The 21,445-nt window shown below is 71.1% G+C and carries 19 protein-coding genes and 3 tRNA genes; 10 read left to right on the plus strand and 12 right to left on the minus strand.

Going from position 1 to position 21,445, the window contains the following annotated elements; all coding sequences use genetic code 11:
• Window positions 1-116 precede the first annotated feature (116 nt).
• Together ACFWVP_RS12375 and ACFWVP_RS12380 are read left to right on the plus strand one after the other, a co-directional pair.
• Window positions 117-1,217: a Leu/Phe/Val dehydrogenase gene (locus tag ACFWVP_RS12375; RefSeq protein ID WP_384495957.1), complete on the plus strand. Its 1,101-nt coding sequence runs from the start codon at window positions 117-119 to the stop codon at window positions 1,215-1,217.
• A 333-nt stretch (window positions 1,218-1,550) separates the two neighbouring features.
• Entirely contained in the window at window positions 1,551-1,808 is a 258-nt protein-coding gene (locus ACFWVP_RS12380) for a DUF3073 domain-containing protein (RefSeq protein WP_033296941.1), read from the plus strand.
• Window positions 1,809-1,936: 128 nt separating this feature from the next.
• On the opposite strand, the gene purM is transcribed toward ACFWVP_RS12380, so the two are convergent.
• Both purM and purF read right to left on the minus strand, forming a co-directional pair.
• Window positions 1,937-3,004, minus strand: coding sequence for a phosphoribosylformylglycinamidine cyclo-ligase (purM, locus tag ACFWVP_RS12385; protein ID WP_384495959.1), 1,068 nt, complete (start codon window positions 3,002-3,004; stop codon window positions 1,937-1,939).
• Between the two features lie 57 nt (window positions 3,005-3,061).
• A complete protein-coding gene (purF, locus tag ACFWVP_RS12390) occupies window positions 3,062-4,588 on the minus strand; it encodes an amidophosphoribosyltransferase (protein WP_384495961.1) in 1,527 nt (508 codons plus the stop codon).
• Window positions 4,589-5,028: 440 nt separating this feature from the next.
• Between purF and ACFWVP_RS12395 the strand changes: the two genes are divergently transcribed.
• Both ACFWVP_RS12395 and ACFWVP_RS12400 read left to right on the plus strand, forming a co-directional pair.
• Window positions 5,029-5,121, plus strand: coding sequence for a putative leader peptide (locus ACFWVP_RS12395; RefSeq protein ID WP_359415444.1), 93 nt, complete (start codon window positions 5,029-5,031; stop codon window positions 5,119-5,121).
• A 413-nt stretch (window positions 5,122-5,534) separates the two neighbouring features.
• Window positions 5,535-7,004, plus strand: coding sequence for a sulfatase (locus ACFWVP_RS12400; RefSeq protein ID WP_384495963.1), 1,470 nt, complete (start codon window positions 5,535-5,537; stop codon window positions 7,002-7,004).
• 22 nt (window positions 7,005-7,026) lie between these two features.
• Here the strand turns inward: ACFWVP_RS12400 and ACFWVP_RS12405 are convergent, their stop codons facing one another.
• The 7 genes from ACFWVP_RS12405 to purS all read right to left on the minus strand — a co-directional run bounded on the left by ACFWVP_RS12405 (window position 7,027) and on the right by purS (window position 13,458).
• Entirely contained in the window at window positions 7,027-7,839 is an 813-nt protein-coding gene (locus ACFWVP_RS12405; protein ID WP_384495965.1) for an META domain-containing protein, read from the minus strand.
• Between the two features lie 52 nt (window positions 7,840-7,891).
• Complete coding sequence (locus ACFWVP_RS12410) at window positions 7,892-8,692, minus strand: sterol carrier family protein (RefSeq protein ID WP_384495967.1); 801 nt, start codon at window positions 8,690-8,692, stop codon at window positions 7,892-7,894.
• A gap of 9 nt (window positions 8,693-8,701) precedes the next feature.
• Window positions 8,702-9,604: a M23 family metallopeptidase gene (locus ACFWVP_RS12415; RefSeq protein WP_384495968.1), complete on the minus strand. Its 903-nt coding sequence runs from the start codon at window positions 9,602-9,604 to the stop codon at window positions 8,702-8,704.
• Window positions 9,605-9,633: 29 nt separating this feature from the next.
• The gene (locus ACFWVP_RS12420; RefSeq protein WP_384495970.1) at window positions 9,634-10,158 is read right to left on the minus strand and encodes an ArsR/SmtB family transcription factor; all 525 of its coding nucleotides are present in this window, start codon (window positions 10,156-10,158) and stop codon (window positions 9,634-9,636) included.
• A gap of 107 nt (window positions 10,159-10,265) precedes the next feature.
• A complete protein-coding gene (gene purL, locus ACFWVP_RS12425; protein WP_384495972.1) occupies window positions 10,266-12,515 on the minus strand; it encodes a phosphoribosylformylglycinamidine synthase subunit PurL in 2,250 nt (749 codons plus the stop codon).
• A complete protein-coding gene (purQ, locus tag ACFWVP_RS12430; protein WP_384495973.1) occupies window positions 12,512-13,192 on the minus strand; it encodes a phosphoribosylformylglycinamidine synthase subunit PurQ in 681 nt (226 codons plus the stop codon). Before purQ ends, purL begins: the two co-directional genes overlap by 4 nt.
• A complete protein-coding gene (gene purS, locus ACFWVP_RS12435; protein ID WP_384495975.1) occupies window positions 13,189-13,458 on the minus strand; it encodes a phosphoribosylformylglycinamidine synthase subunit PurS in 270 nt (89 codons plus the stop codon). The genes purQ and purS overlap by 4 nt, the downstream gene beginning before the upstream one ends.
• A gap of 371 nt (window positions 13,459-13,829) precedes the next feature.
• On the opposite strand from purS, the gene ACFWVP_RS12440 reads away from it, so the two are divergent.
• The 6 genes from ACFWVP_RS12440 to ACFWVP_RS12465 all read left to right on the plus strand — a co-directional run bounded on the left by ACFWVP_RS12440 (window position 13,830) and on the right by ACFWVP_RS12465 (window position 16,788).
• A complete protein-coding gene (locus tag ACFWVP_RS12440) occupies window positions 13,830-14,165 on the plus strand; it encodes an Lsr2 family protein (protein ID WP_384495977.1) in 336 nt (111 codons plus the stop codon).
• Between the two features lie 163 nt (window positions 14,166-14,328).
• Window positions 14,329-14,400: transfer RNA gene (locus ACFWVP_RS12445), tRNA-Gly, on the plus strand.
• A 79-nt stretch (window positions 14,401-14,479) separates the two neighbouring features.
• Window positions 14,480-14,552 (plus strand) — tRNA-Gly (locus tag ACFWVP_RS12450).
• Window positions 14,553-14,795: 243 nt separating this feature from the next.
• Window positions 14,796-16,070, plus strand: coding sequence for a sensor histidine kinase (locus tag ACFWVP_RS12455; protein ID WP_384495979.1), 1,275 nt, complete (start codon window positions 14,796-14,798; stop codon window positions 16,068-16,070).
• Window positions 16,067-16,690, plus strand: coding sequence for a response regulator (locus ACFWVP_RS12460; RefSeq protein ID WP_384495980.1), 624 nt, complete (start codon window positions 16,067-16,069; stop codon window positions 16,688-16,690). Before ACFWVP_RS12455 ends, ACFWVP_RS12460 begins: the two co-directional genes overlap by 4 nt.
• A 22-nt stretch (window positions 16,691-16,712) precedes the next feature.
• A tRNA-Gly gene (locus tag ACFWVP_RS12465) sits at window positions 16,713-16,788 on the plus strand.
• Between the two features lie 41 nt (window positions 16,789-16,829).
• Here ACFWVP_RS12465 and ACFWVP_RS12470 read toward each other — a convergent pair.
• The 3 genes from ACFWVP_RS12470 to ACFWVP_RS12480 form a co-directional block, all read right to left on the minus strand.
• Window positions 16,830-17,759: a phosphoribosylaminoimidazolesuccinocarboxamide synthase gene (locus ACFWVP_RS12470; protein WP_384495982.1), complete on the minus strand. Its 930-nt coding sequence runs from the start codon at window positions 17,757-17,759 to the stop codon at window positions 16,830-16,832.
• 95 nt (window positions 17,760-17,854) lie between these two features.
• Window positions 17,855-19,318 carry a N,N-dimethylformamidase beta subunit family domain-containing protein gene (locus ACFWVP_RS12475; protein ID WP_384495984.1) on the minus strand — a complete coding sequence of 488 codons (1,464 nt, stop codon included), beginning with the start codon at window positions 19,316-19,318 and terminating at the stop codon, window positions 17,855-17,857.
• Between the two features lie 213 nt (window positions 19,319-19,531).
• Window positions 19,532-21,253 (minus strand): hypothetical protein, encoded by a 1,722-nt coding sequence (locus ACFWVP_RS12480; RefSeq protein WP_384495986.1) that lies wholly within the window; start codon window positions 21,251-21,253, stop codon window positions 19,532-19,534.
• Window positions 21,254-21,445 lie beyond the last annotated feature (192 nt).

Below are 21,445 nucleotides of genomic sequence, written 5' to 3' on the forward strand. Positions count from 1 at the left end.
CGCGTGTCCCGAGGACTTACGCTCTTGCCCGTCGGACCGGCCGTGCCGGTCGGTCCGGGACCCTCCCCACCTTCAGGAGGGTCTTCCCCGCCGCTTCGTACTTGGGAGTCACCACAGTGACCGATGTGACCGGCGTGCCTGTCGACGTACTGCAGACCCTGTTCCACTCCGCCCAGGGTGGCCACGAGCAGGTCGTGATCTGCCAGGACCGTGCCAGCGGCCTCAAGGCCGTCATCGCCCTCCACTCCACCGCCCTGGGCCCGGCCCTCGGCGGCACCCGCTTCTATCCGTACGCCTCCGAGGCCGAGGCCGTCGCGGACGCGCTGAACCTGTCGCGCGGCATGTCGTACAAGAACGCCATGGCCGGCCTCGACCACGGTGGCGGCAAGGCCGTCATCATCGGCGACCCGGACACGATCGAGGCCGGGCGGAAGACAGAACTGCTCCTGGCCTACGGCCGGTTCGTGGCCTCGCTGGGCGGGCGCTACGTGACCGCGTGCGATGTCGGCACCTACGTCACCGACATGGACGTCGTCGCCCGGGAGTGCCGCTGGACCACCGGCCGCTCCCCGGAGAACGGCGGCGCCGGCGACTCCTCCGTCCTCACCGCCTTCGGCGTCTTCCAGGGCATGCGGGCCTCCGCCCAGCACCTGTGGGGCGACCCGACGCTGCGGGGCCGCAAGGTCGGTGTGGCGGGCGTCGGCAAGGTGGGCCGCCACCTGGTCGAGCACCTGCTCAGCGACGGCGCGGAGGTCGTCGTGACGGATGTGCGCGAGGAGTCCGTACGCCGGATCACCGATCCGCACCCCGAGGTCGCCGTGGCCGTGGACACGGACGCGCTGATCCGCACCGAGGGCCTCGACATCTACGCCCCGTGCGCACTCGGCGGAGCGCTGAACGACGCGACCGTCCCGGTGCTCACCGCGAAGGTGGTGTGCGGCGCGGCCAACAACCAGCTCGCGCACCCGGGCGTCGAGAAGGACCTTGCCGACCGTTCGGTTCTGTACGCACCGGACTACGTGGTGAACGCCGGTGGCGTGATCCAGGTCGCCGACGAGCTCCACGGTTTCGACTTCGACCGGTGCAGGGCGAAGGCGGCGAAGATCTTCGACACCACGCTGGCCATATTCGCACGTGCGAAGAGTGACGGGATTCCGCCGGCCGCGGCGGCCGACCGGATCGCCGAGCAGCGGATGGCCGAAGCCCGGCGGCACTGACACGTCACCGCGAGGTCGGCGGTGCGTCACCGGACTGTGCGGCGGCCCGGTGACACACCGCCTCCGCGGCCCGCGCGGGAGCGGGGAGACAAGACTCACGCCGGTCGGCGGGTCGGCCGTCCGGAAGAGGTTGAAATCGCGGTTGACCAGCGAGGACGGGCTCCTCTGCGGTCCTGCGCGGAGGCACGTGACGTGGGCGGCGTACCGTATGGCCGAGGAAGCAGGTACCGTTAAAGCCACGGGCGCGGTCTCTCAACCGAGAGTCCGTCCTGAAACATGAACGCGTGTCAAGACTCTGGGGCCGTCGAGCCCCGTCACCGAGGGGGTCGAGCCATGGGGCGCGGCCGGGCAAAGGCCAAGCAGACCAAGGTCGCCCGTCAGCTGAAGTACAGCAGCGGCGGGACTGATCTGTCGCGTCTGGCCAATGAGCTGGGCGCATCACCTTCGAGTCAACCACCGAACGCCGAGCCGTTCGAGGATGACGACGAGGAGGATGACCCGTACGCACAGTACGCGGATCAGTACAACGACGACGAGGACGCGGACGAGGACGACCAGTCCGGTCCGTCGTCACAGCGCCGCGGCGCTTGACCTCGCGCTGACACATCAACCCGGTCCGGGCCTGCCCGGACCGGGTTCTGTGCTGTCCCGGTCCGGACGGGTGAGCGATCACGTCACCGTCGGTCCGGTGGGCGCCGGACCGACGGTCGTGACCATTCCTACCGCGCGTAACCGCCGGTCAGGGCGGCACCCGTGGTGTGTGCGCCCCGGTCGGTGATCTCGCCGGCGACCCAGGAGTCGACACCCCGGTCGGCCAGCGTCGTCAGGGCCGCGTCCACCGAGTCGGCCGGCACGATCGCGATCATTCCGACACCCATGTTGAGCGTCTTCTCCAGCTCCAGCTGCTCGACCTGTCCGGCCTTGCCTACCAGGTCGAACACCGCTCCGGGCGTCCAGGTGGAGCGGTCGACCGTGGCGTGCAGCGCGTCCGGGACGACCCGGGCCAGGTTGTTGGCCAGGCCACCGCCGGTGACGTGGCTGAAGCCGTGCACCTCGGTCGTGCGGGTCAGCGCCAGGCAGTCCAGGGAGTAGATCCTGGTGGGCTCCAGGAGCTCCTCGCCGAGCGTCCTGCCGAACTCCTCGACCTCGCGGTCCAGGGCCCAGCCGGCCCGGTCGAAGACCACGTGGCGCACGAGCGAGTACCCGTTGGAGTGAAGACCGGACGACGCCATCGCGATGACGGCGTCACCCTTACGGATGAGCTCCGGGCCGAGCAGCCGGTCGGCCTCGACCACGCCCGTACCCGCGCCCGCGACGTCGAAGTCGTCGGGGCCGAGCAGTCCCGGGTGTTCGGCGGTCTCCCCGCCGATCAGTGCGCAGCCGGCGAGGACACAGCCTTCGGCGATGCCCTTCACGATGGCCGCGACACGCTCGGGATGCACCTTGCCGACACAGATGTAGTCGGTCATGAAGAGCGGCTCGGCACCGCAGACGACCAGGTCGTCGACGACCATGCCGACGAGGTCGTGGCCGATGGTGTCGTACACGCCCATCTGCCGGGCCAGATCGACCTTCGTGCCGACGCCGTCGGTGGCGGAGGCGAGCAGCGGGCGCTCGTAGCGCTTGAGCGCCGAGGCGTCGAAGAGGCCGGCGAATCCGCCCAGGCCGCCAAGGACCTCGGGACGCCGCGTCTTCTTCACCCACTCCTTCATCAGCTGGACGGCGCGGTCACCGGCTTCGATGTCGACGCCCGCCGCCGCGTAGGAAGCACCTGTTGTCTCAGACATTGCCCGGGATCTTTCGTGTGGGAATACGGGGCTGGTGGGGACGCCGGTCGGTCCGGGTCACGGACGACGCAGCGCGTCGGCCGCCGCGGTCGCGGCGGGGCCGGCCGCCAGCTCGGTCTCCAGCAGCTGCTTGCCGAGCAGTTCCGGGTCCGGGAGCTCCATCGGGTACTCACCGTCGAAGCAGGCGCGGCACAGGTTCGGCTTCGCGATCGTCGTCGCCTCGATCATCGCGTCGAGCGAGATGTACGAGAGCGAGTCGGCACCCATGGAGGTGGCGATCTCGTCGACGGTCATGCCGTTGGCGATCAGCTCCGCGCGGGTCGCGAAGTCGATGCCGAAGAAGCAGGGCCACTTCACCGGCGGGGAGGAGATCCGGATGTGGATCTCGGCGGCACCGGCCTCACGGAGCATCCGGACGAGTGCGCGCTGGGTGTTGCCGCGGACGATCGAGTCGTCGACGACCACCAGGCGCTTGCCCTTGATGACTTCCTTGAGCGGATTCAGCTTGAGGCGGATGCCCAGCTGGCGAATGGTCTGGGACGGCTGGATGAAGGTCCGGCCGACGTACGCGTTCTTGACCAGTCCGGCGCCGAACGGGATTCCGCTCGCCTCGGCGTAGCCGATGGCCGCGGGGGTGCCCGATTCCGGCGTCGCTATGACCAGATCGGCCTCGGCGGGAGCCTCGGCAGCCAGTTTCCGGCCCATCTCCACGCGGGAGAGGTAGACGTTCCGGCCGGCGATGTCGGTGTCGGGGCGGGCCAGGTAGACGTACTCGAAGACACAGCCCTTGGGCTTCGCTTCTGCGAAGCGAGAGGTGCGCAGGCCGTTCTCGTCGATGGCGACGAGCTCGCCCGGCTCGATCTCGCGGACGTAGCTGGCACCGCAGATGTCGAGGGCGGCGGACTCGGAGGCCACCACCCAGCCGCGCTCCAGCCGGCCGAGGACCAGGGGGCGGATGCCCTGCGGGTCACGGGCGGCGTAGAGGGTGTGCTCATCCATGAAGACGAGCGAGAAGGCGCCCTTGACCTCGGGGAGCACCTTTGCGGCGGCCTCCTCGATGGTGAGCGGCTTGTCGTCCTCGTCCCGCTGGCCGGCGAGCAGCGCGGTCACCAGATCGGTGTCGTTGGTCGCCGCGACCTGGGTGGCGCGGCCGTCCCTGCGGGGGAGGTCGGCGACCATCTCGGCGAGCTGGGCCGTGTTGACCAGGTTGCCGTTGTGGCCCAGGGCGATCGAGCCGTGCGCGGTGGCACGGAAGGTCGGCTGCGCGTTCTCCCACACCGAGGCACCGGTGGTGGAGTAGCGGGCATGGCCGACCGCGATGTGGCCCTGGAGCGATCCCAGAGACGTTTCGTCGAAGACTTGCGAGACCAGGCCCATGTCCTTGAAGACAAGGATCTGGGACCCGTTGCTCACTGCGATGCCCGCGGACTCCTGTCCACGGTGCTGCAGGGCATACAGTCCGAAATAGGTGAGCTTGGCGACCTCTTCGCCCGGAGCCCAGACACCGAAGACGCCGCAAGCGTCCTGGGGGCCTTTCTCTCCGGGGAGCAGGTCGTGGTTGAGTCGTCCATCACCACGAGGCACGGCACCGAGTGTAGGCGAGATCGACCACCGGTCCGAATTGGGGAGCCGCCGGGAAGGGGCCGCCGAAGCGCCGCGGACGTGCGCGGGAGTGGTCCCGAGGGGGCCGCCAGGAACGCGTCGAACGGTCACGGGGAGTGATCGCGACCGGGCGGGCGGACGGTGCCGACGGGGCCGCGAAGCCGCTCCCGCCCGGATCCGCGCCTGGTTACCGCCCGGTTCCGGCCTGCGGCCGCAACCGGTACCGGCACACTCGGTCATGGCGCCGGGTGAACCGGCGGGGGTGCGGGGGCAACGCGTGACCGAACGCTCGTTTCGTGGCGAGCCTCACACCCTGGGGCCTCGGTGGAGCCGTCGTGGACCGGGCCGGGGCGCCCGGGGAGACGTCCGCAGTGCGAGACCGGCGTTGACAGGCGCATGGCTCATTGGCAGGCTCCTGGCCCATGCAGCCCCTCGGTGATCTTTCGGTCACGCTCGTGGAGCGCCGCCACGTCGATCTGGGTCGCGTCGCGAGCGCCATCTGTCGCCGCGCCTGACGCCACCGCGAGCGCCGCGCGCCGTGGTTCCCGGCACCGCGAGCACCGTGACCACTGACACCGCGGACACCGTGGTTCCTGACACCGCGAGCACCGTGACCACTGGCACCGCGGACACCGTGGTTCCTGGCACCGCGAGCACCGCACTCCGTGGTTCGCGGCCTCCTGGGCGTCGCACGCCGTAGCCCCTGATCCGCCGCACGCTCCGGTCACCGCCGCGCCCTGCCGACACAGGTCCCGGATCCGCGTCCTGCCGGCAGGTCCCGGATCCGGGCATCGGCTCCGGCTCCCCCCGCCTCCCCCCGTCCATGTTCGGGCACGCGATCCCGTGCGCCCCTCCTGACGGTCCCGCCACTTCCCCCTGCCCGCGCCCGCCGCTCCGGCCCGTGCGCGAGGCCTGCCGAGGAGACCTCATGCCGTCCCACGCGCCTGAATCGAACACGAGTTCACATCAGCCTTCGCCCTCGTCGCTTTCCCGCCGCGCCTTCGGTACCGCCGTGGGCGCCACCGCGGCGACCGTCGCCGCGGGAATCCCGGCAGCCGCCGCTCCCGGCCCGGCCGGAGCGGCCGCCGCCGGGGCCGCGCGCGAGCAGCCCTTCCGCGCCGCCCGCGGCAGGCACGGGCGCCGCCCCAACATCCTGTTCGTCCTCGGCGACGACCTCGGCTGGGCGGACCTCTCCTCGTACGGTGCTCCGCACATCCGGACCCCGAATCTGGACAGGCTCGCCCGCCAGGGGGTGCGGTTCACGGACGCGTACTCCGGATCCGCCACCTGCTCCCCCACCCGGTTCAGCCTCTACACCGGGCGCTATCCGGGCCGCACGAAGGGCGGGCTCGCGGAGCCCATCGCGGACCGGTCGGTGGGTCTCGAACCGACGCACCCCACGCTGGCGTCCCTGCTACGAGGGGCCGGATACTCGACCGCGCTGATCGGCAAGTGGCACTGCGGATACCTGCCCGACTACAGCCCGACCCGGTCGGGCTGGGACGAGTTCTTCGGGAACTTCGGCGGGGCGCTGGAGTACTACTCGAAGCTCGGCCTCGGCGGTGAGTACGACCTGTACGAGGGCGACGCCGCGTACAAGGACCTCCGCTACTACACCCGGATCCTGACGGAGCGCGCGAGCGAGTACGTACAGCGTGACCACGACCGGCCCTGGCTCCTCAACCTGAACTTCACCACCCCGCACTGGCCGTGGATCGCGGACGGGGACACCGAGCAGAGCGCCGAGATCGTCCGCCGGATCAAGGCCGGTGACCGGGGCGCCCTGTGGAACGCCGACGGCGGCTCGGTCGAGAAGTACACCGAGATGGTGGAGGACCTGGACCGCTCGGTCGGCGAGGTGCTGAAGGCCCTGAAGCACTCCGGCCAGGAGGAGGACACCCTGGTCTTCTTCGCCAGCGACAACGGCGGGGAGCGGTTCTCGTACAGCTGGCCGCTGTCCGGCAACAAGAGCTCGCTCCAGGAGGGCGGCATCCGGGTCCCCTCGGTGCTGCGCTGGCCGGCCCGTATCGACGGCAACCAGGTCAGCGACCTGCCGGTGTTCTCGCCCGACTGGACGGCGACCCTGCTGGAGCTCGGCGGGGCCCGCCCGGATCCCGCCTATCCGCTGGACGGGACGAGTCTCGCCGGATACCTGCTGCGGGACGAGGCCCCGGAGGAGCGCGACCTGTTCTGGCGGGTGCGCGGGGAGCGCGCGCTGCGGCGCGGTGACTGGAAGTACTACCGGGGCAGGGGCGGTGCCGACCAGCTGTTCCAGCTGGCCGACGACCAGCGGGAACAGGCCGACAGGGCAGCGGCCGAGCCCGGGCTGCTGGCCGAGCTGCGGGCGTCGTGGGAGCGGACGAACGCCGGTCTGCTGCCGTATCCGACGGCCTCCTGACGCTCCGCACCCGCACGGGCGGTCACTTCCCGGCCGCCGGGGCCGACGCTCCGAGTCCCTTGCCGTCCGCCGCGGTGAGGGACAGCGTGCGGTGCTGGATCCCGTACGTCGTCCTCCCCCGGAGGACGGCGAGCACCGCGCGCTCCAGATCCATCTCGGGGCCGGGGCACATCTTCCGCGTCGAGGCGAGCGGGCCGAAGGTGATCGTGGAGCCGGAGACGGTCGCCTCGCCGTGGAAGGAGTTGCAGCCGAGGCTGCCCTCCACGGACCCGTCCTCGCCGAGGGTCAGGTGCGCCCTGTCCTCCGCGCCCGGGGGCAGGGAGGAGGCGGTGCCGCCGGAGACCAGCCCGGTGACCTTCCAGGTGGTTCCGGTGAGCGGGGCCGGTGGCTGCGAGGCGAGGGCGATGGTGTCGCCCCCGGCCGTGGTCAGCGTCAGGGTCCTGTGGTCCCCCTTGCCCGCGACGGCGGCCACGAGCTCACCGCTGAACGTGCGGCCCATCGCCTCCTCGAAGCGCTGGACGTCCTCCTCGCAGGCCATGTCCGTGGTGGTGTCCGGTCCGACGGTGACCTTCTCGCCTTCGACACGGGCATCGGCGGTGAAGCGGTTGCAGCCCAGATTGCCGCTCGCACCGCCCTCGGCGTCGATCTCGACATGGGCACCGGCCGGTGCGGCGGTCTTCTTCCCGTCGACGGTCAGGGAGGACACGCTCCAGTGGACACCGCTGAGGGCGAGGTCCGTCCGCACGGTGCCGCTACCGTCTCCGGATCCTGATCCGGAGCCCGATTCCGTACCGCAGGCGGTGAGGGTGAGGAGGGCCAGGGCGCTGACGGCCATACGTTGTTTGTACATGGCCATGGGACGGATCGACCGGTCGATCCGGTTCCCCTCAGCCCGTCAGCGGGAGCAGCGGGGCGAGGTCGGCCCGCTCGCCACTGGCGCTGACCTTGGCGTCCTCGAGCTCGCGCGTCCACTCCGCACGGCCCGTCGCCAGCCGGATCCATGTGAGCGGGTCCGTCTCCACGACGTTGGGCGGGGTGCCCCGGGTGTGCTTCGGGCCGCCGATGCACTGGACGACGGCGAAGGGCGGGACCCGCACCTCGACGGACCCGCCGGGCGCCCGGTCGGCGAGCGCGTCGGCGAGCAACCGGGTGCACGCGGCGAGTGCCTGACGGTCGTACGGGATGTCGAGTCCGGTCGCCCGGTGGAGGTCGTCCGTGTGGATGACGAGCTCGACGGCCCTGGTCACCAGGAAGTCGCCCAGCCGCATGGTGCCCGCCCGAGTCGCCACCAGCCGGTCCCCCGCGCCGGAGGGCACCAGCTGTGCGAACCGGGTGGCGGTCTCCTCGTACAGCGCGCCGAGGTCGGACCGCTGCCCAGCGGGGGCCGGGTCGCCGGTGACGCGGCCGGCGGCCTCGGCTGCGGAGAACGGCCACTCCAGCAGCGTGAGCTGCGGCTTCGGGCCGCCCGCCGGCTCCGGGAGCTCCAGACCGAGATTGACGCGCTCGACCGCCATGGCGAGGTGCGCCGCCAGGTCCCGGACCGTCCGGTCGCCCGGCCCGGCCGGGCCGGTGAGCTGTTCGGGCGTCAGGGCCCGGACGGCTTCCCGCACATGGCCGAACTGGGCGAGGACCGCGGTCCGGGTCCTGGAGAAGTCGTACGCGCGAGGGCGCTTCTTGGCCGGTGGCATGAGGGGAGACTAATCGGCGGGTCCGACAGCGCCCTCCTGTGCCACCGGCCCCGGCCTCCCCAGGTGCCCGGACGTCGCGCCGGGCTGTTCAACCGGTACGGAGGCCTCGTCGGTCACGAATGCCTCGCCGTTCGCCGGGATCCCGAGGCCCCGCCAGGTGAAGGGAACTCCGCGGGCCGTGTCGAAGTCCGGGTGGTCCATCAGCTGGAAGTGGAGGTGCGGCTCGGTGGAGTTGCCCGAGTTCCCGCACCGGGCGAGCTGCTGCCCGGCCCGGACGGTGTCCCCCGCCCTCACCTGGAGCGAGTCCTGCCGCAGGTGCGCGTACGCCGCGTACGTGCCGTCGCCGAGGTCGAGCACGAGATGGTTGCCGACGATCCGGCGCGCGCCGGCCATGTCACGGACGAAGGCCTCGATCACCAGCAGGTACGCCAGCGCCGGGCCGGAGTTCCGGCTGAGGTGGTCGCGCTGCCGGTCGCCCGCGCGTACGACGGTGCCGTCCGCCACCGCGAGGACGGTGGCGTCGAAGGCCGGGAAGTCGCGGCCGGGACGGGCGACGGGCCACAGCCACCGGAACGGCGGGCGGCCGCCCTCCTCCGGTTCGGCGACGATGTCGATCGCGTACGCCTGTCCGTAGGCGTGCGTGCCGTGGCTCGGCACCTTGTCGGCCGGGCTGTTGAGCGCGGTCCAGCGCCCCGCCACCGGCGGGCCGACCTCCACCGGAGGCCGGGCCCGCGTCAGGTCCGTACGGCCGGCGAGGCTCAGCGCGAGACCGGTGACGACGGCCGCCGCCGCGGGCACGAACACCAGCACGAACGGGTCCAACGGCCCCGTGAAGGCGGTGACCAGCACCAACGCGACGAAGACGATCCAGCAGTAGCGGTACAGGATCACGGCGGCTTTGCGTACGGACATGGCGTTCCCCTCGCAACGAGCGTGTGCGGTCAGGGCCGGGCCGCGGTGAGCACCACCAGCAGCGGCACGACCCGGGGGCCCGGCACCTCGTAGCGCCCGCGGCCCGTCGTGTGCAGCCAGCCCGCGCCGGTCAGCAGGCGCAGGTGGTGGTAGATCTGCCCGGTCGTCCCGGTCTCGTCCAGGCCGGCCAGCTCGGCGGCCGTACGACGGCCCGCGAGGATCTCGCGGAGCAGCCGCAGCCGCACGGGATGACCGAGCGCGGCCAGGGGTTCGGCGGCTTCCGCCCAGTCGGGGCGGTCCTCGTCGGATCCCAGGAGCCCCGCGGTGAGCGCGCCGTACTGCCACTCGTAACGCTCCCCGGCGGGCATCCGCACCGCGCCCGTGAACAGCACCCCGCCGTCGGCCGCCGCGTCCCCGACCTGTTCGAGCTGGTCCTTCAGCCCGTCCAGCGCCCAGAAGTCCCCGACGCCCAGGCTCGGCGGCCCGCCGTCCGCCGCCCGCTCCAGCACCGCCAGTCGGCGTTCCAGCTCGGCGACACGTTCCTCAAGCTCCACAGAACACAACCTTACGTAATTACGTAACATCGATCAACATGTTTCCGGTGAGAACGCCGAAGCCCCCGTCCGGTCGACCCGGACGGGGGCTTCGGTACAGGCAGAACTTAGGCGAACAGACCCCTCAGGGTCCCCTCGTGAGCCGTGCTCAGCTCGCTCAGCGGGATGCTGAACTCGCCCTGGATCTCGATCTCGTCGCCGTCCACGACACCGATCCGGGCCACGGGCAGACCCCGCGCACCGCACATGTCGTTGAAGCGGAGCTCCTCGCTGCGCGGAATCGAGACGACCGCACGGCCGGCCGACTCCGAGAACAGGAAGGTGAACGCGTCCAGACCGTCCGGGACGACCAGCCGGGCACCCTTCCCGCCGCGCAGGCAGGACTCGGTGACCGCCTGGATCAGGCCGCCGTCGGAGAGGTCGTGCGCCGCGTCGATCATGCCGTCGCGGGAGGCCGAGATCAGGATCTCGCCGAGCAGCTTCTCGCGGCCCAGGTCGACCTTGGGCGGCATCCCGCCGAGGTGCTGGTGGACGACCTCGGACCAGGCCGAGCCGCCGAACTCCTCGTGCGTGTCACCCAGCAGGTAGAGCAGCTGGCCCTCTTCGGCGAAGGCCACCGGGGTGCGCCGGGTGACGTCGTCGATCACGCCGAGGACGGCCACGACCGGCGTCGGGTGGATCGCCGTCTCACCGGTCTGGTTGTACAGCGACACGTTGCCGCCGGTGACCGGGGTGCCGAGCTCCAGGCAGCCGTCCGCGAGACCACGGGTGGCCTCCGCGAACTGCCACATGACGTCCGGGTCCTCGGGGGAGCCGAAGTTCAGGCAGTCCGAGATGGCGAGCGGCTTGGCGCCGGACGCGGCGACGTTGCGGTACGACTCCGCCAGCGCGAGCTGTGCGCCCGTGTAGGGGTCGAGCTTCGCGAACCGGCCGTTGCCGTCGGTCGCCATGGCCACGCCCAGGTTCGACTCCTCGTCGATCCTGACCATGCCGGCGTCCTCGGGCATCGCGAGCACGGTGTTGCCCTGCACGAAGCGGTCGTACTGGTCGGTGATCCAGGACTTGGAGGCCTGGTTCGGTGAGGAGACCAGCCGCAGGACCTGCTCGCGGAGCTCCGCGCCGTTCGCCGGACGGGCCAGCTTGCCGGCGTCGTCCGCCTGCAGCGCGTCCTGCCAGGACGGCCGCGCGAACGGCCGGTGGTACGTCGGGCCCTCGTGGGCCACGGACCGCGGCGGTACGTCCACGATCTGCTCGCCGTGCCAGAAGATCTCCAGCTGCGAGCCCTCGGTCACCTCACCGATGACGGTGGCGATGACATCCCACTTCTCGCAGATCTCCATGAAGCGGTCCACGTGCTGCGGCTCGACGATCGCGCACATGCGCTCCTGCGACTCGCTCATGAGGATCTCCTCGGGCGAGAGGGAGGAGTCGCGCAGCGGCACGGTGTCCAGCTCGACGCGCATACCGCCGGAGCCCGCGGAGGCCAGCTCGCTCGTGGCGCAGGAGAGCCCGGCGCCGCCGAGGTCCTGGATGCCCGCGACGAGCTTCTCCTTGAAGATCTCCAGGGTGCACTCGATGAGGAGCTTCTCCTGGAACGGGTCGCCGACCTGGACGGCGGGCCGCTTGGTGGGCTTGGTGTCGTCGAAGGTCTCCGAAGCCAGCACGGAGACGCCGCCGATGCCGTCGCCGCCGGTGCGGGCGCCGTACAGGATCACCTTGTTGCCGGGGCCGGAGGCCTGGGCGAGGTGGATGTCCTCGTGCTTCATCACGCCGATGCAGCCGGCGTTGACGAGCGGGTTGCCCTGGTAGCAGGCGTCGAAGACGACCTCGCCGCCGATGTTCGGCAGGCCGAGACAGTTCCCGTATCCGCCGATGCCCGCGACGATGCCGGGCAGGACCCGCCGGGTGTCGGGGTGGTCGGCCGCACCGAAGCGCAGCGGGTCGACGACCGCGATCGGGCGTGCACCCATGGCCAGGATGTCGCGGACGATGCCGCCGACGCCGGTGGCCGCGCCCTGGTAGGGCTCGATGTACGAGGGGTGGTTGTGCGACTCGACCTTGAAGGTGACCGCGTAGCCCTGCCCGACGTCGACCACACCGGCGTTCTCGCCGATGCCGACGAGCATCGCGTCGTTCTCGGGGACCTTCTCGCCGAACTGCTTGAGGTGGACCTTGCTGCTCTTGTAGGAGCAGTGCTCGGACCACATCACGGAGTACATGGCGAGCTCGGCGCCGGTGGGACGACGGCCCAGGATCTCGCGGATCCGGGCGTACTCGTCCTCCTTGAGGCCGAGGTCCTTCCAGGGCTGCTCGGCGTCCGGGGTTTCGGCCGCGTGCTCGACCGTGTCCAGGCTCATGCGTTGACCAGCTTCTTGATGATCGAGGTGAAGAAACCGAGTCCGTCGGTGCGACCGGTGCCGATCAGCGGCTCGACGGCGTGCTCCGGGTGCGGCATCAGGCCGACGACGTTGCCGGCGGCGTTGGTGATGCCGGCGATGTCGCGGAGCGAGCCGTTCGGATTCACGTCGGAGTAGCGGAACGCGACGCGGCCCTCGGCCTCCAGCTCGTCGAGCGTGCGCTCGTCGGCGGTGTACCGGCCGTCCACGTTCTTCAGCGGTACGGAGATCTCCTGGCCCGCGGTGTAGTCCGAGGTCCAGGCCGTCTCCGCGTTCTCCACCCGCAGCTTCTGGTCGCGGCAGATGAAGTGGAGGTGGTTGTTGCGCAGCATCGCGCCGGGCAGCAGGTGCGCCTCGGTCAGGATCTGGAAGCCGTTGCAGATTCCGAGGACCGGCATGCCGGCCTTCGCCTGCTCGATGACGGTCCCCATCACCGGCGAGAAACGTGAGATGGCGCCGGCCCGCAGATAGTCGCCGTAACTGAAACCGCCCGCCAGGACGACCGCGTCGACCTGGTGCAGGTCGGTGTCGCGGTGCCACAGCGATACGGGTTCGGCACCCGCGATCCGGACGGCCCGCAGGCTGTCGCGGTCATCGAGCGTGCCGGGGAAAGTGACGACTCCGATACGAGCGGTCACTTCGGCTCCTCGGCCTTCTCGTCCGCCTCGATCTTGACGGTGAAGTCCTCGATGACGGTGTTGGCGAGGAAGGTCTCGGCCATCTCGTTAATACGGGCGAGGGCCGCGGCGTCGACCGGACCCTCGACCTCGAGCTCGAAACGCTTTCCCTGACGTACGTCCGCGATTCCTTCGAAGCCGAGACGGGGCAGTGCGCGCTGCACAGCCTGTCCCTGCGGGTCGAGGATCTCCGGCTTGAGCATGACGTCGACTACGACGCGTGCCACTGGCACTCCCGGTGGTGTGGTGCGGCTGTGTCTCCGAGGGGTTCCCCAGATCCCCGCGGGTCCACTCAGCGTACCTGGCCAGAAATTCTACGCGGGTAGATATCGGACGGAAGGGATCACGGTGAGATATCGACCGCGACAACGGACAGGGAAAATCCTGGAAAAAATCTTCACCCGGATTGCATGCGGACACGCGGATGCAATTGCCCGGGCTTCACAATGCGGCTCCCGCCGCTGTACAAATGATTACCGGGGAAAGCACGATTGCCCCGGAACAGTCGACACCAGTCGATCCGTATCCGCCTAACAGCCGGAAGGCCGTCATCGGCGCATGTCAGACGCGACGATGCCGTAGGAAAGGACCGATATCCGTGGCTCAGCGCGTAGTGGTTTCGCTCTCCGACGACATCGACGGGGGAGAAGCGGCGGAAACGGTCACCTTCGCCCTGGACGGGAACTCGTACGAGATCGACCTCAATCCCGCCAACGCAGAGAAACTGCGCAAGACCCTGGCCCCCTACGTGGCGGCCGGCCGAAAGCAGACAAATACCGGCAAGCACGGCAGGGCTCCGGTGTCGTACCACCACACGTCCCTCGCCCCCGACCCGGCGGCCGTGCGCGCCTGGGCCCGCTCGCACCGGATGGAGGTGCCGGCCCGGGGCCGGATCCCCAAGAAGGTCTACGAGGCGTTCCAGGCCGCCAGTTGAGCGTCGGCCGGGAGCCGTGCCCGGAATGATCCATTCCGCTACGGCCTCCGGCACCCGCCGGAACGACACCCCGGGGAGCCGACTTGCACAACACCCCCGCAGGTCGGCTAGAGTCTGGAGCACGCCGAAGGGCAAGGCCGAAAGGCCCGGTCCGAAGCAGCGTGCGGGTGTAGTTCAGTAGTAGAACATCCCCCTTCCAGGGGGAAGGCGCAGTGTGCAATTCCTGTCACCCGCTCTGCACTGCCTTACCGGACCACTTCGTGGATCAGGTACAGTAGTGACCGCTCCACCGGTGAAAGCCGAGTGGTAGCAATGCGGACGTAGCTCAGTTGGTAGAGCGCAACCTTGCCAAGGTTGAGGTCGCCAGTTCGAACCTGGTCGTCCGCTCGTGTTCAAAGGCCCTGATCGATATCGATCAGGGCCTTTGTCGTGTCCGTCGTCGACCCATGACGTTTGTCATGGGCAGTGGTGACAGTGCGCACTGTTCCCGGCCGTGATCCGACGGAAGTCTTGAGTCATGACCACCGAGGACTCTCCCCCCGCCGTCGCAGCAGCCGCCGTCGCAGCAGTTGCCACCGTCGCCGTCGGGTCGGGCGGAGTCCGGAAGAGGCGGAGGGGAGCGGGAGCACCGTGGTGTGGGTGAGGGCGCGGGTGCGGGGATGGAAGAACCGCAGCGGCTACGACAAGATCGATCTCTATACGCGCGGCACCCTGCACTCCCTGGTGTGGATGTCCGTCCTGTCCCAGGTGCTGCTGTCGGTGACCCGGCCCGTACGGCAGTCGGACGCACCGTTCGTGCTGATCGCCGGGACGATCCTGGTTGCGGTCGGACAGGTCGCCGTCGGAACACCCCTGGTCACCCGGACCCTCGACCGTTATCTGGGCCGGCGGGTCGTCGACCTGCGGCTGTTCACGCTCGGCGCCGTCCTGCTGGCCGCGAACACGACCGGCCTGCTGGCGCTCGGCGCGTACACCGGCGTCGAGAAGTTCCCCGAGCTGCAACTGGCCCTCGGTGCCTCGGTGGTGCCGTTCATGACGTCGTTCGTCCTCGTCGTGCCCCTGTGGGCGTCCGGAGCGTTCCAGGTGCTGCTCTCGGCGGCCGTGTGCGGCGGGGTCGCGCTGGCCGGCGGGACTCGCGGCTCCATGCTCGCCACACTCGTCGGCGTGGCCTTCACCAGCGCGCTGATCGCCTTGACCGTGCGGCTGTCCGCGTGGTCGCTGGGGGTGATGTCGAAACTTCGCGAGGCCCAGGACGTGGAGACCCGGCTGGCCGTCGCCGAGGAACGCCTGCGGTTCGGCCGGGACATGCACGACGTGCTGGGCCGGAATCTGGCGGTGATCGCGCTGAAGAGCGAGCTGGCCGTGGAGCTGGCGCAGCGCGGGAAGCCCGCGGCCATGGACCAGATGGTCGAGGTACAGCGGATCGCCCGCGTCTCCCAGCAGGAGGTGCGCGATGTCGTACGCGGCTACCGCGAGGCCGACCTGTGCACGGAACTGGCGGGTGCGCAGGGGGTGTTGCGGGCCGCGGGAATAGGTTGCTCCGTCGAGGAGGGTGACTCCCGGAGCGTCGGGCGGCTGCCCGCCCCGGTGCAGTCGGCGCTCGGTTGGGTCGTGCGGGAGGCGGCCACCAATGTGCTGCGGCACGGCGATCCCCGGCTGTGCGTGATCCGTCTGCGCACGGCACCGGGCGAGGTCAGCCTGGTGGTGGAGAACGACGGGGTGCCGCCGGACACGGCCGTCGCCCCCGGCGGCTCGGGGCTGAACGGCCTGCGGGAACGGCTGACCGCACTGGACGGTTCACTGGAGGCGGGCCCGACGGGTGACGGCCGCTTCCGGCTGGCGGCGACGGTGCCGCTGCTCGTGCCGACCCGAGAACCCGTACCGTCCCCGCTGGAGGAACGATGACATCCGCGCGACCGCCCGTCCGGGTCCTGCTGGCCGACGACGAGCATCTGATCCGGGGCGCCCTGGCCGCCCTCCTCGCGCTGGAGGACGACATCGTCCTGGTCGCCGAGGCGGCGACCGGTCCCGAGGCGCTCGCGATGGCGCTGGCGCACAAGCCCGATGTCGCCGTCCTGGACCTGGAGATGCCGGGGGCGGACGGTGTGAAGGTCGCCACATCGCTGCGCACCGGCCTGCCCGGCTGCCGGACCATGATCGTGACGAGTCACGGCAGGCCGGGCCATCTGAAGCGGGCTCTCGCGGCGGGCGTCCGGGCGTTCGTACCGAAGACGGTCAGCGCCCGGCGGCTGGCCGAGATCATCCGTACGGTGCACGCGGGAAACCGCTATGTCGACCCGGAGTTGGCGGCCGACGCCATCTCCGCGGGGAACTCCCCGCTGACCGTGCGGGAGACCGAGGTGCTGGCGCTGGCCGTGGACGGGGCGCCGGTCGCGGAGATCGCGGAGCGGGCGTCGCTGTCGCAGGGGACCGTGCGCAACTACCTGTCGGCGGCGGTGTCCAAACTCGGTGCGGAGAACCGTCATGCGGCAGTGCGTCTCGCCCGCGAGAGAGGTTGGGTATAGTAGGCAGCGCGCTGCGGCGCATGCGAACGTAGCTCAGCTGGTAGAGCGCAACCTTGCCAAGGTTGAGGTCGCGAGTTCGAACCTCGTCGTTCGCTCCACGCAAGAAGGCCCCGGTCCTCGTGACCGGGGCCTTCTGCCGTTACGCCTGCGGTGCGGCCGGCCAGTCGTTGCCGGTCAGAAGCTCGTACGCGTCCAGGTACTTGGCCCGGGTCGCGTCGACGATCTCCTGCGGCAGGGCAGGGGGCGGCTGTTCGCCGTGGCGGTCCCAGCCGGAGGCCGGCGAGGTCAGCCAGTCGCGGACGAACTGCTTGTCGTACGAGGGCTGCGCCTTGCCCGGCTCCCACGTGGCGGCGGGCCAGAAGCGCGAGGAGTCCGGGGTCAGCACCTCGTCCGCGATGATCAGTTCCTCGCCGCCGTCCGCGGTGGGCGCGAAGCCGAACTCGAACTTCGTGTCGGCGAGGATGATCCCGCGCGCACGGGCGATGTCACGGGCCCTGCCGTAGACGGCGAGCGTCGTCTGCCGCAGCACGGCCGCCGTCTCGGCGCCGACCTCGCGGGCGACCTCCTCGTACGACACGTTCTCGTCGTGGTCCCCGACCGCGGCCTTGGTCGCGGGGGTGAAGATCGGGGCCGGGAGCTCGGAGCCGTCGACGAGACCCTCGGGAAGACCGATGCCGCAGACCGTACGCGCCGCGTCGTACTCCGTCAGGCCGGAGCCCGTGAGGTAGCCGCGTGCCACGCACTCGACGGGAACCATCCGCAGCGACCGGCAGATCAGCGTGCGGCCCGCCCAGTCGGCAGGTGCCCCCGCCGGGAGCTCCGTCGACAGGACGTGGTTCGGGACGAGATCGGCGAGCTGGTCGAACCACCACAGCGACAGCTGGGTGAGGACCCGCCCCTTGTCGGGGATCTCGGTGGGCAGGACCCAGTCGTACGCGGACATACGGTCACTGGCGACCATCACGAGGTCACCCGCCTCGTTCCGGTACAGGTCACGCACCTTGCCGGTGTGCAGGTGGGTGAGCCCCGGCACCTGCACGGGCTCGGGCTTTTCTACGAAACCGGACACGCTGCCTCCGCGTAGGTTGATCCAGGAGTCGGTCCGATTGTCCCGCATGCGCACGGGCCGCGCCGCCAGGGGTCACCCGCGGCGTCCCGGCCCACTCAGTCGCGCTTGCAGATCCGGTCGAGGAGATTGGCCGTGGCCCGCTGGATCCGGGAGTCGACATGACCGGGGCGGTCCAGGGCCGGCGACCACGCGAAGGTGCCCGAGGCGAAGACGAGCGCGCCGGACGGGGCCCGGTAGAGCGAGGTCTCCTGGTGCCGGGTGGCGCCGTCGCCGTCCCGGTAGGGCGAGTGCGCGAGCAGCATGCGGTTCTCGTGCTCGGGCAGCGTCGTACGCGGGAAGTAGCGGTCGGCCTCGCCGGCGACCAGCCCGTCGAGCTCGTCGCCCTCCCCCGCCCCGGTGGCCTCCCACAGCCAGTGCCCGGCGTTCCGCACGACCAGGGGATGCGGCTCGGGGACCCGGCCCGCGTACTGGATGCCGAGCAGCTGCTGTTCGGCGCGGTCGACCTCGCGCCACAGCGCGGACTTGCCCGGACCGCTGCGCTTGCGGCAGGTGAGGAGGCGGTCGGGGACACCGGAGGGCGACGGGGAGAGGCCGACCTGCCAGTACATGGTGTTGGCGGAGAGGAAGACGAGCGAGGTGCCGGTGTCGCGCGCGAGCTCCGTGGTGCGGCGCATGGGCACCGACCAGTACTCGTCATGACCGGGGAAGACCAGACCGCGGTAGCGGCTGGGATCCACCCGGCCCGCGTGCAGGTCGCGGGCGTCCGCGTACGCGAGGTCGTAGCCGTAGCGCTCGGCCCAGCGGATGAAGTCGTAGGCGTGGCCCACGTGGAGGGGCAGACCCGCGCCCGCGTAGGGACGGTCGAAGGAGATGGTGGTGGCGGCGTCCTCCTCACCCAGCAGCCGGCCCTCCTCGTCCCAGGCGTGGTAGAGGCTGGCGCCGGTACGGCCGTCCTCCGGATAGAGGTTGTACGCCTGCCACGTGATGTCGGGGAGCAGGAGCAGCAGGTCCGCCGGGTGGTCGTCGCGGACCGTGAAGGGGATGTGCGAGCGGTACCCGTCGGCGGTGGTCAGGACCGCTACGTACGCGCCGACCGACCAGTAGCTGGGGATCTGCAGGCGCCAGGAGAGCCACCAGTGGTGGCAGGAGACGGTCCGCTCGGCGGTGAGCGGCGCCGGCTGGACGATGCCGGAGAGGCGTGGGCTCGTGGTGATCTTGGCGGCGCCGTCGCCCGCGTAGTGCCCGATGCGGTAGACGTCGACGGAGAACTGCTGGGGCGGGTCGACGGTGATGTGGAAGTCGATCGCCTCCCCGGGAGCCGCTGCACCGGGTGACACGAAGCCCTTGATCTGCCGGCGCACGTCGTCGGCGGTACGGGTGCCGCCGCCCACCCCGCCGCGGCCCAGATCGGGGTCGGCGTACCAGGGCACCACCTGGCCGGTGTCGTCGAAGTAGTTCTCGCTGCCCCGCAGCCAGGGCAACGGGCCCTGCCCGAAGGGGTCGCTCACGGCATGCGCGAGGGCACCCGATTCCCATCGCCTGATCTGATCCGCCCCCATACCGCTCCCCTCCCTCGTCCCCCGGACAGCTCGGCCGCGCCGACCCACCCGCGTCCGCTCTGCCGCGCGGGACGCCGACGCCGGTGCCCAGCACATCACATCCCGCATGCACTCCGTCACCGTTCGTCGCGAATTGGCGGGAACGGAAGGCATTCTTCCGGCTATTGGGGGCGTACGAGGGACATCTCGGCGTTCGGATGGACGCACGGCCGTTCAGACCAGACGTACGGGTTTGTCCACGCGGACGCCGACGGTGGAGAGCCAGGACCGCAGCGGCTCCGCGTCACCGTCCTCGACGAGACTGAGAACGGGCCCGCCGAGATCCGTCCTGCGTCCGCCGTCGACCAGCAGCGCCGGGCCGTCGAGCCAGTCGAGACCGGGCGCCGCTCCCGCCGTGTCCACGGCCGCGCAGCAGACCATCGCCACGACGTGGTCGGCGAGCAGCTCCGTGCCCGTACGCGGCGGCTGGAGCGGGAAGAGCGGGAGCGGGACGGACCCCCAGGCGTCGAGGGGATCGACGGCGGGCGTCGCGCCCGACTCGGCCTTCGCGCCGTCCGTGCCGGGCGGGGTGGCCGCCCCCGCCTCGTCACGCGCCACGGCGGCGCCGATGCCGGCGGCGAGCTCCTCGCTCTTGCCGCCCGGAGCGGTGAGGTGGTCGATGACGCGGGCCAGCGTGGGCACCGCGGGGCCGTCGGCCGCCGGTGTGCCCGGCCCCCTCGCCCCGACGGACACGCCCATGGCGTCGAGCACACGGTGGAGACGGGCGGCCTCGGTGCGCCACTTCCGGTCGACGACCTCGTCCGGATACTGCTGCCAGTCGACCGGGGACCAGCCGGGGCCCGTCTCCGCCGGGCCGCCGTGGAAGAGCCGCGCGGCCAGCAGCGAGGCCGCCTCGTCGGCGGCGCCCGGCTCCTCAAGGAGGTCGCAGGCGGGGCGCTCCCCCAGCCGGGAGGTGAAGCCCTCGGCCAGCCGGTCGCGCCGGGAGAGCTCGGTGAGGGCCGAGACGACGCCCGCGTCGAGCCGGGAGGGCCAGCGGCCCATCCGCCAGGCGGGCAGCGCGACCCGGGTCAGCAGCCGGTCCCAGCCCGCGTAGGCGAGGCCGACCTGTTCCTGGGCGACGATCCGCAGCCCGTAGTCCACCCCCTGGGCGCGCACCGAGGCCGCTGCGGCGACGCAGCGCTCCATCTCCGCCGCGTGACCGCGGCAGCCGCGCAGCAGGATCCTGGCGACCGACCCCGCGAAGGCGGACGGGACGCGGCGCAGAAAGCCCTGGCCGGGCGCGGAGGCGTCGGCGACCACGGCGTCCAGGCCGCGTACGAAACGGCGGGCGGCGGCTATGTCGGGGTGCGCGGACGGCCCCGTGCCCGCGACGACCGGGGCGAGCACGGCCCGCAGCTCGGCGACCCGCATCCACCACAGGAAGGGCGAGCCGATGACGAGCACGGGCGCGGCCGGCACCCGCCGCCCGCGCCTGCCGCCCGTCAGCCCCTTGGCCAGGCCCGTCGCCCTGGTCCGGGCAGCGGGATGCGTACGGTCCTCCAGCCAGCTGTCGCAGTCCGGGGTCAGCGCTATGGCCGACGGCGCCGGGACGTCGAGCCGGTCGGCCAGCTCCCGGACCAGCCGGTAGAGATCGGGGGCCGCCTCCTCCGTGAGGGCGACCGTCGGGCTGACCGCCGGCCTGGCCCGCGCCACCGCGACGGTGACCGTCGCGGCGAGCAGCAGCACGATGACGGCGCAGGCCGTCACGGCCAGGAGCACCGTGTCCCACGCGCCGCCGTCGAGCCGCCCCTGCGCCTGGGCGACCAGCAGCACGACGGCTGCGGCGGCGGGCAGGATGGCCACGGCCGTGGCCCTGCCGCGGACACGCAGCAGTGCCAGGGCACGGGCACGCGCCGACAGCGCACCCAGCTCCTCAACCGAACCGGTAGCGGACACGGCCGGACGTCACCCCCTCTGCCCCCGCGACGGTGTTGGTCACTCCCCCACTGTGGCACCGGCCACCGACATCGCAATGCCGGTGGGCCAAGTGCCGGAACGCTTGCGCCGCACCCTAGTTGGGGCCTCGGCGGACGTCATCCGGATGGGCGAGTCGTCACCCGATGGAATGGCTTTGGGCAAAGCTGCTGA

Origin of the sequence: Streptomyces sp. NPDC058637, assembly GCF_042717325.1 — a bacterium.
Classification (GTDB): Bacteria; Actinomycetota; Actinomycetes; order Streptomycetales; family Streptomycetaceae; genus Streptomyces.

Coding starts and splice junctions, on each gene's coding strand:
- ACFWVP_RS12475 (WP_384495984.1), bottom strand. CDS start 19,318: ATGGGGGCGGATCAGATCAGGCGATGGGAATCGGGTGCCCTCGCGCAT.
- ACFWVP_RS12460 (WP_384495980.1), top strand. CDS start 16,067: ATGACATCCGCGCGACCGCCCGTCCGGGTCCTGCTGGCCGACGACGAG.
- ACFWVP_RS12415 (WP_384495968.1), bottom strand. CDS start 9,604: ATGTCCGTACGCAAAGCCGCCGTGATCCTGTACCGCTACTGCTGGATC.
- ACFWVP_RS12405 (WP_384495965.1), bottom strand. CDS start 7,839: ATGGCCGTCAGCGCCCTGGCCCTCCTCACCCTCACCGCCTGCGGTACG.
- ACFWVP_RS12395 (WP_359415444.1), top strand. CDS start 5,029: ATGCAGCCCCTCGGTGATCTTTCGGTCACGCTCGTGGAGCGCCGCCAC.
- ACFWVP_RS12400 (WP_384495963.1), top strand. CDS start 5,535: ATGCCGTCCCACGCGCCTGAATCGAACACGAGTTCACATCAGCCTTCG.
- ACFWVP_RS12410 (WP_384495967.1), bottom strand. CDS start 8,692: ATGCCACCGGCCAAGAAGCGCCCTCGCGCGTACGACTTCTCCAGGACC.
- purM (WP_384495959.1), bottom strand. CDS start 3,004: ATGTCTGAGACAACAGGTGCTTCCTACGCGGCGGCGGGCGTCGACATC.
- ACFWVP_RS12380 (WP_033296941.1), top strand. CDS start 1,551: ATGGGGCGCGGCCGGGCAAAGGCCAAGCAGACCAAGGTCGCCCGTCAG.
- purL (WP_384495972.1), bottom strand. CDS start 12,515: ATGAGCCTGGACACGGTCGAGCACGCGGCCGAAACCCCGGACGCCGAG.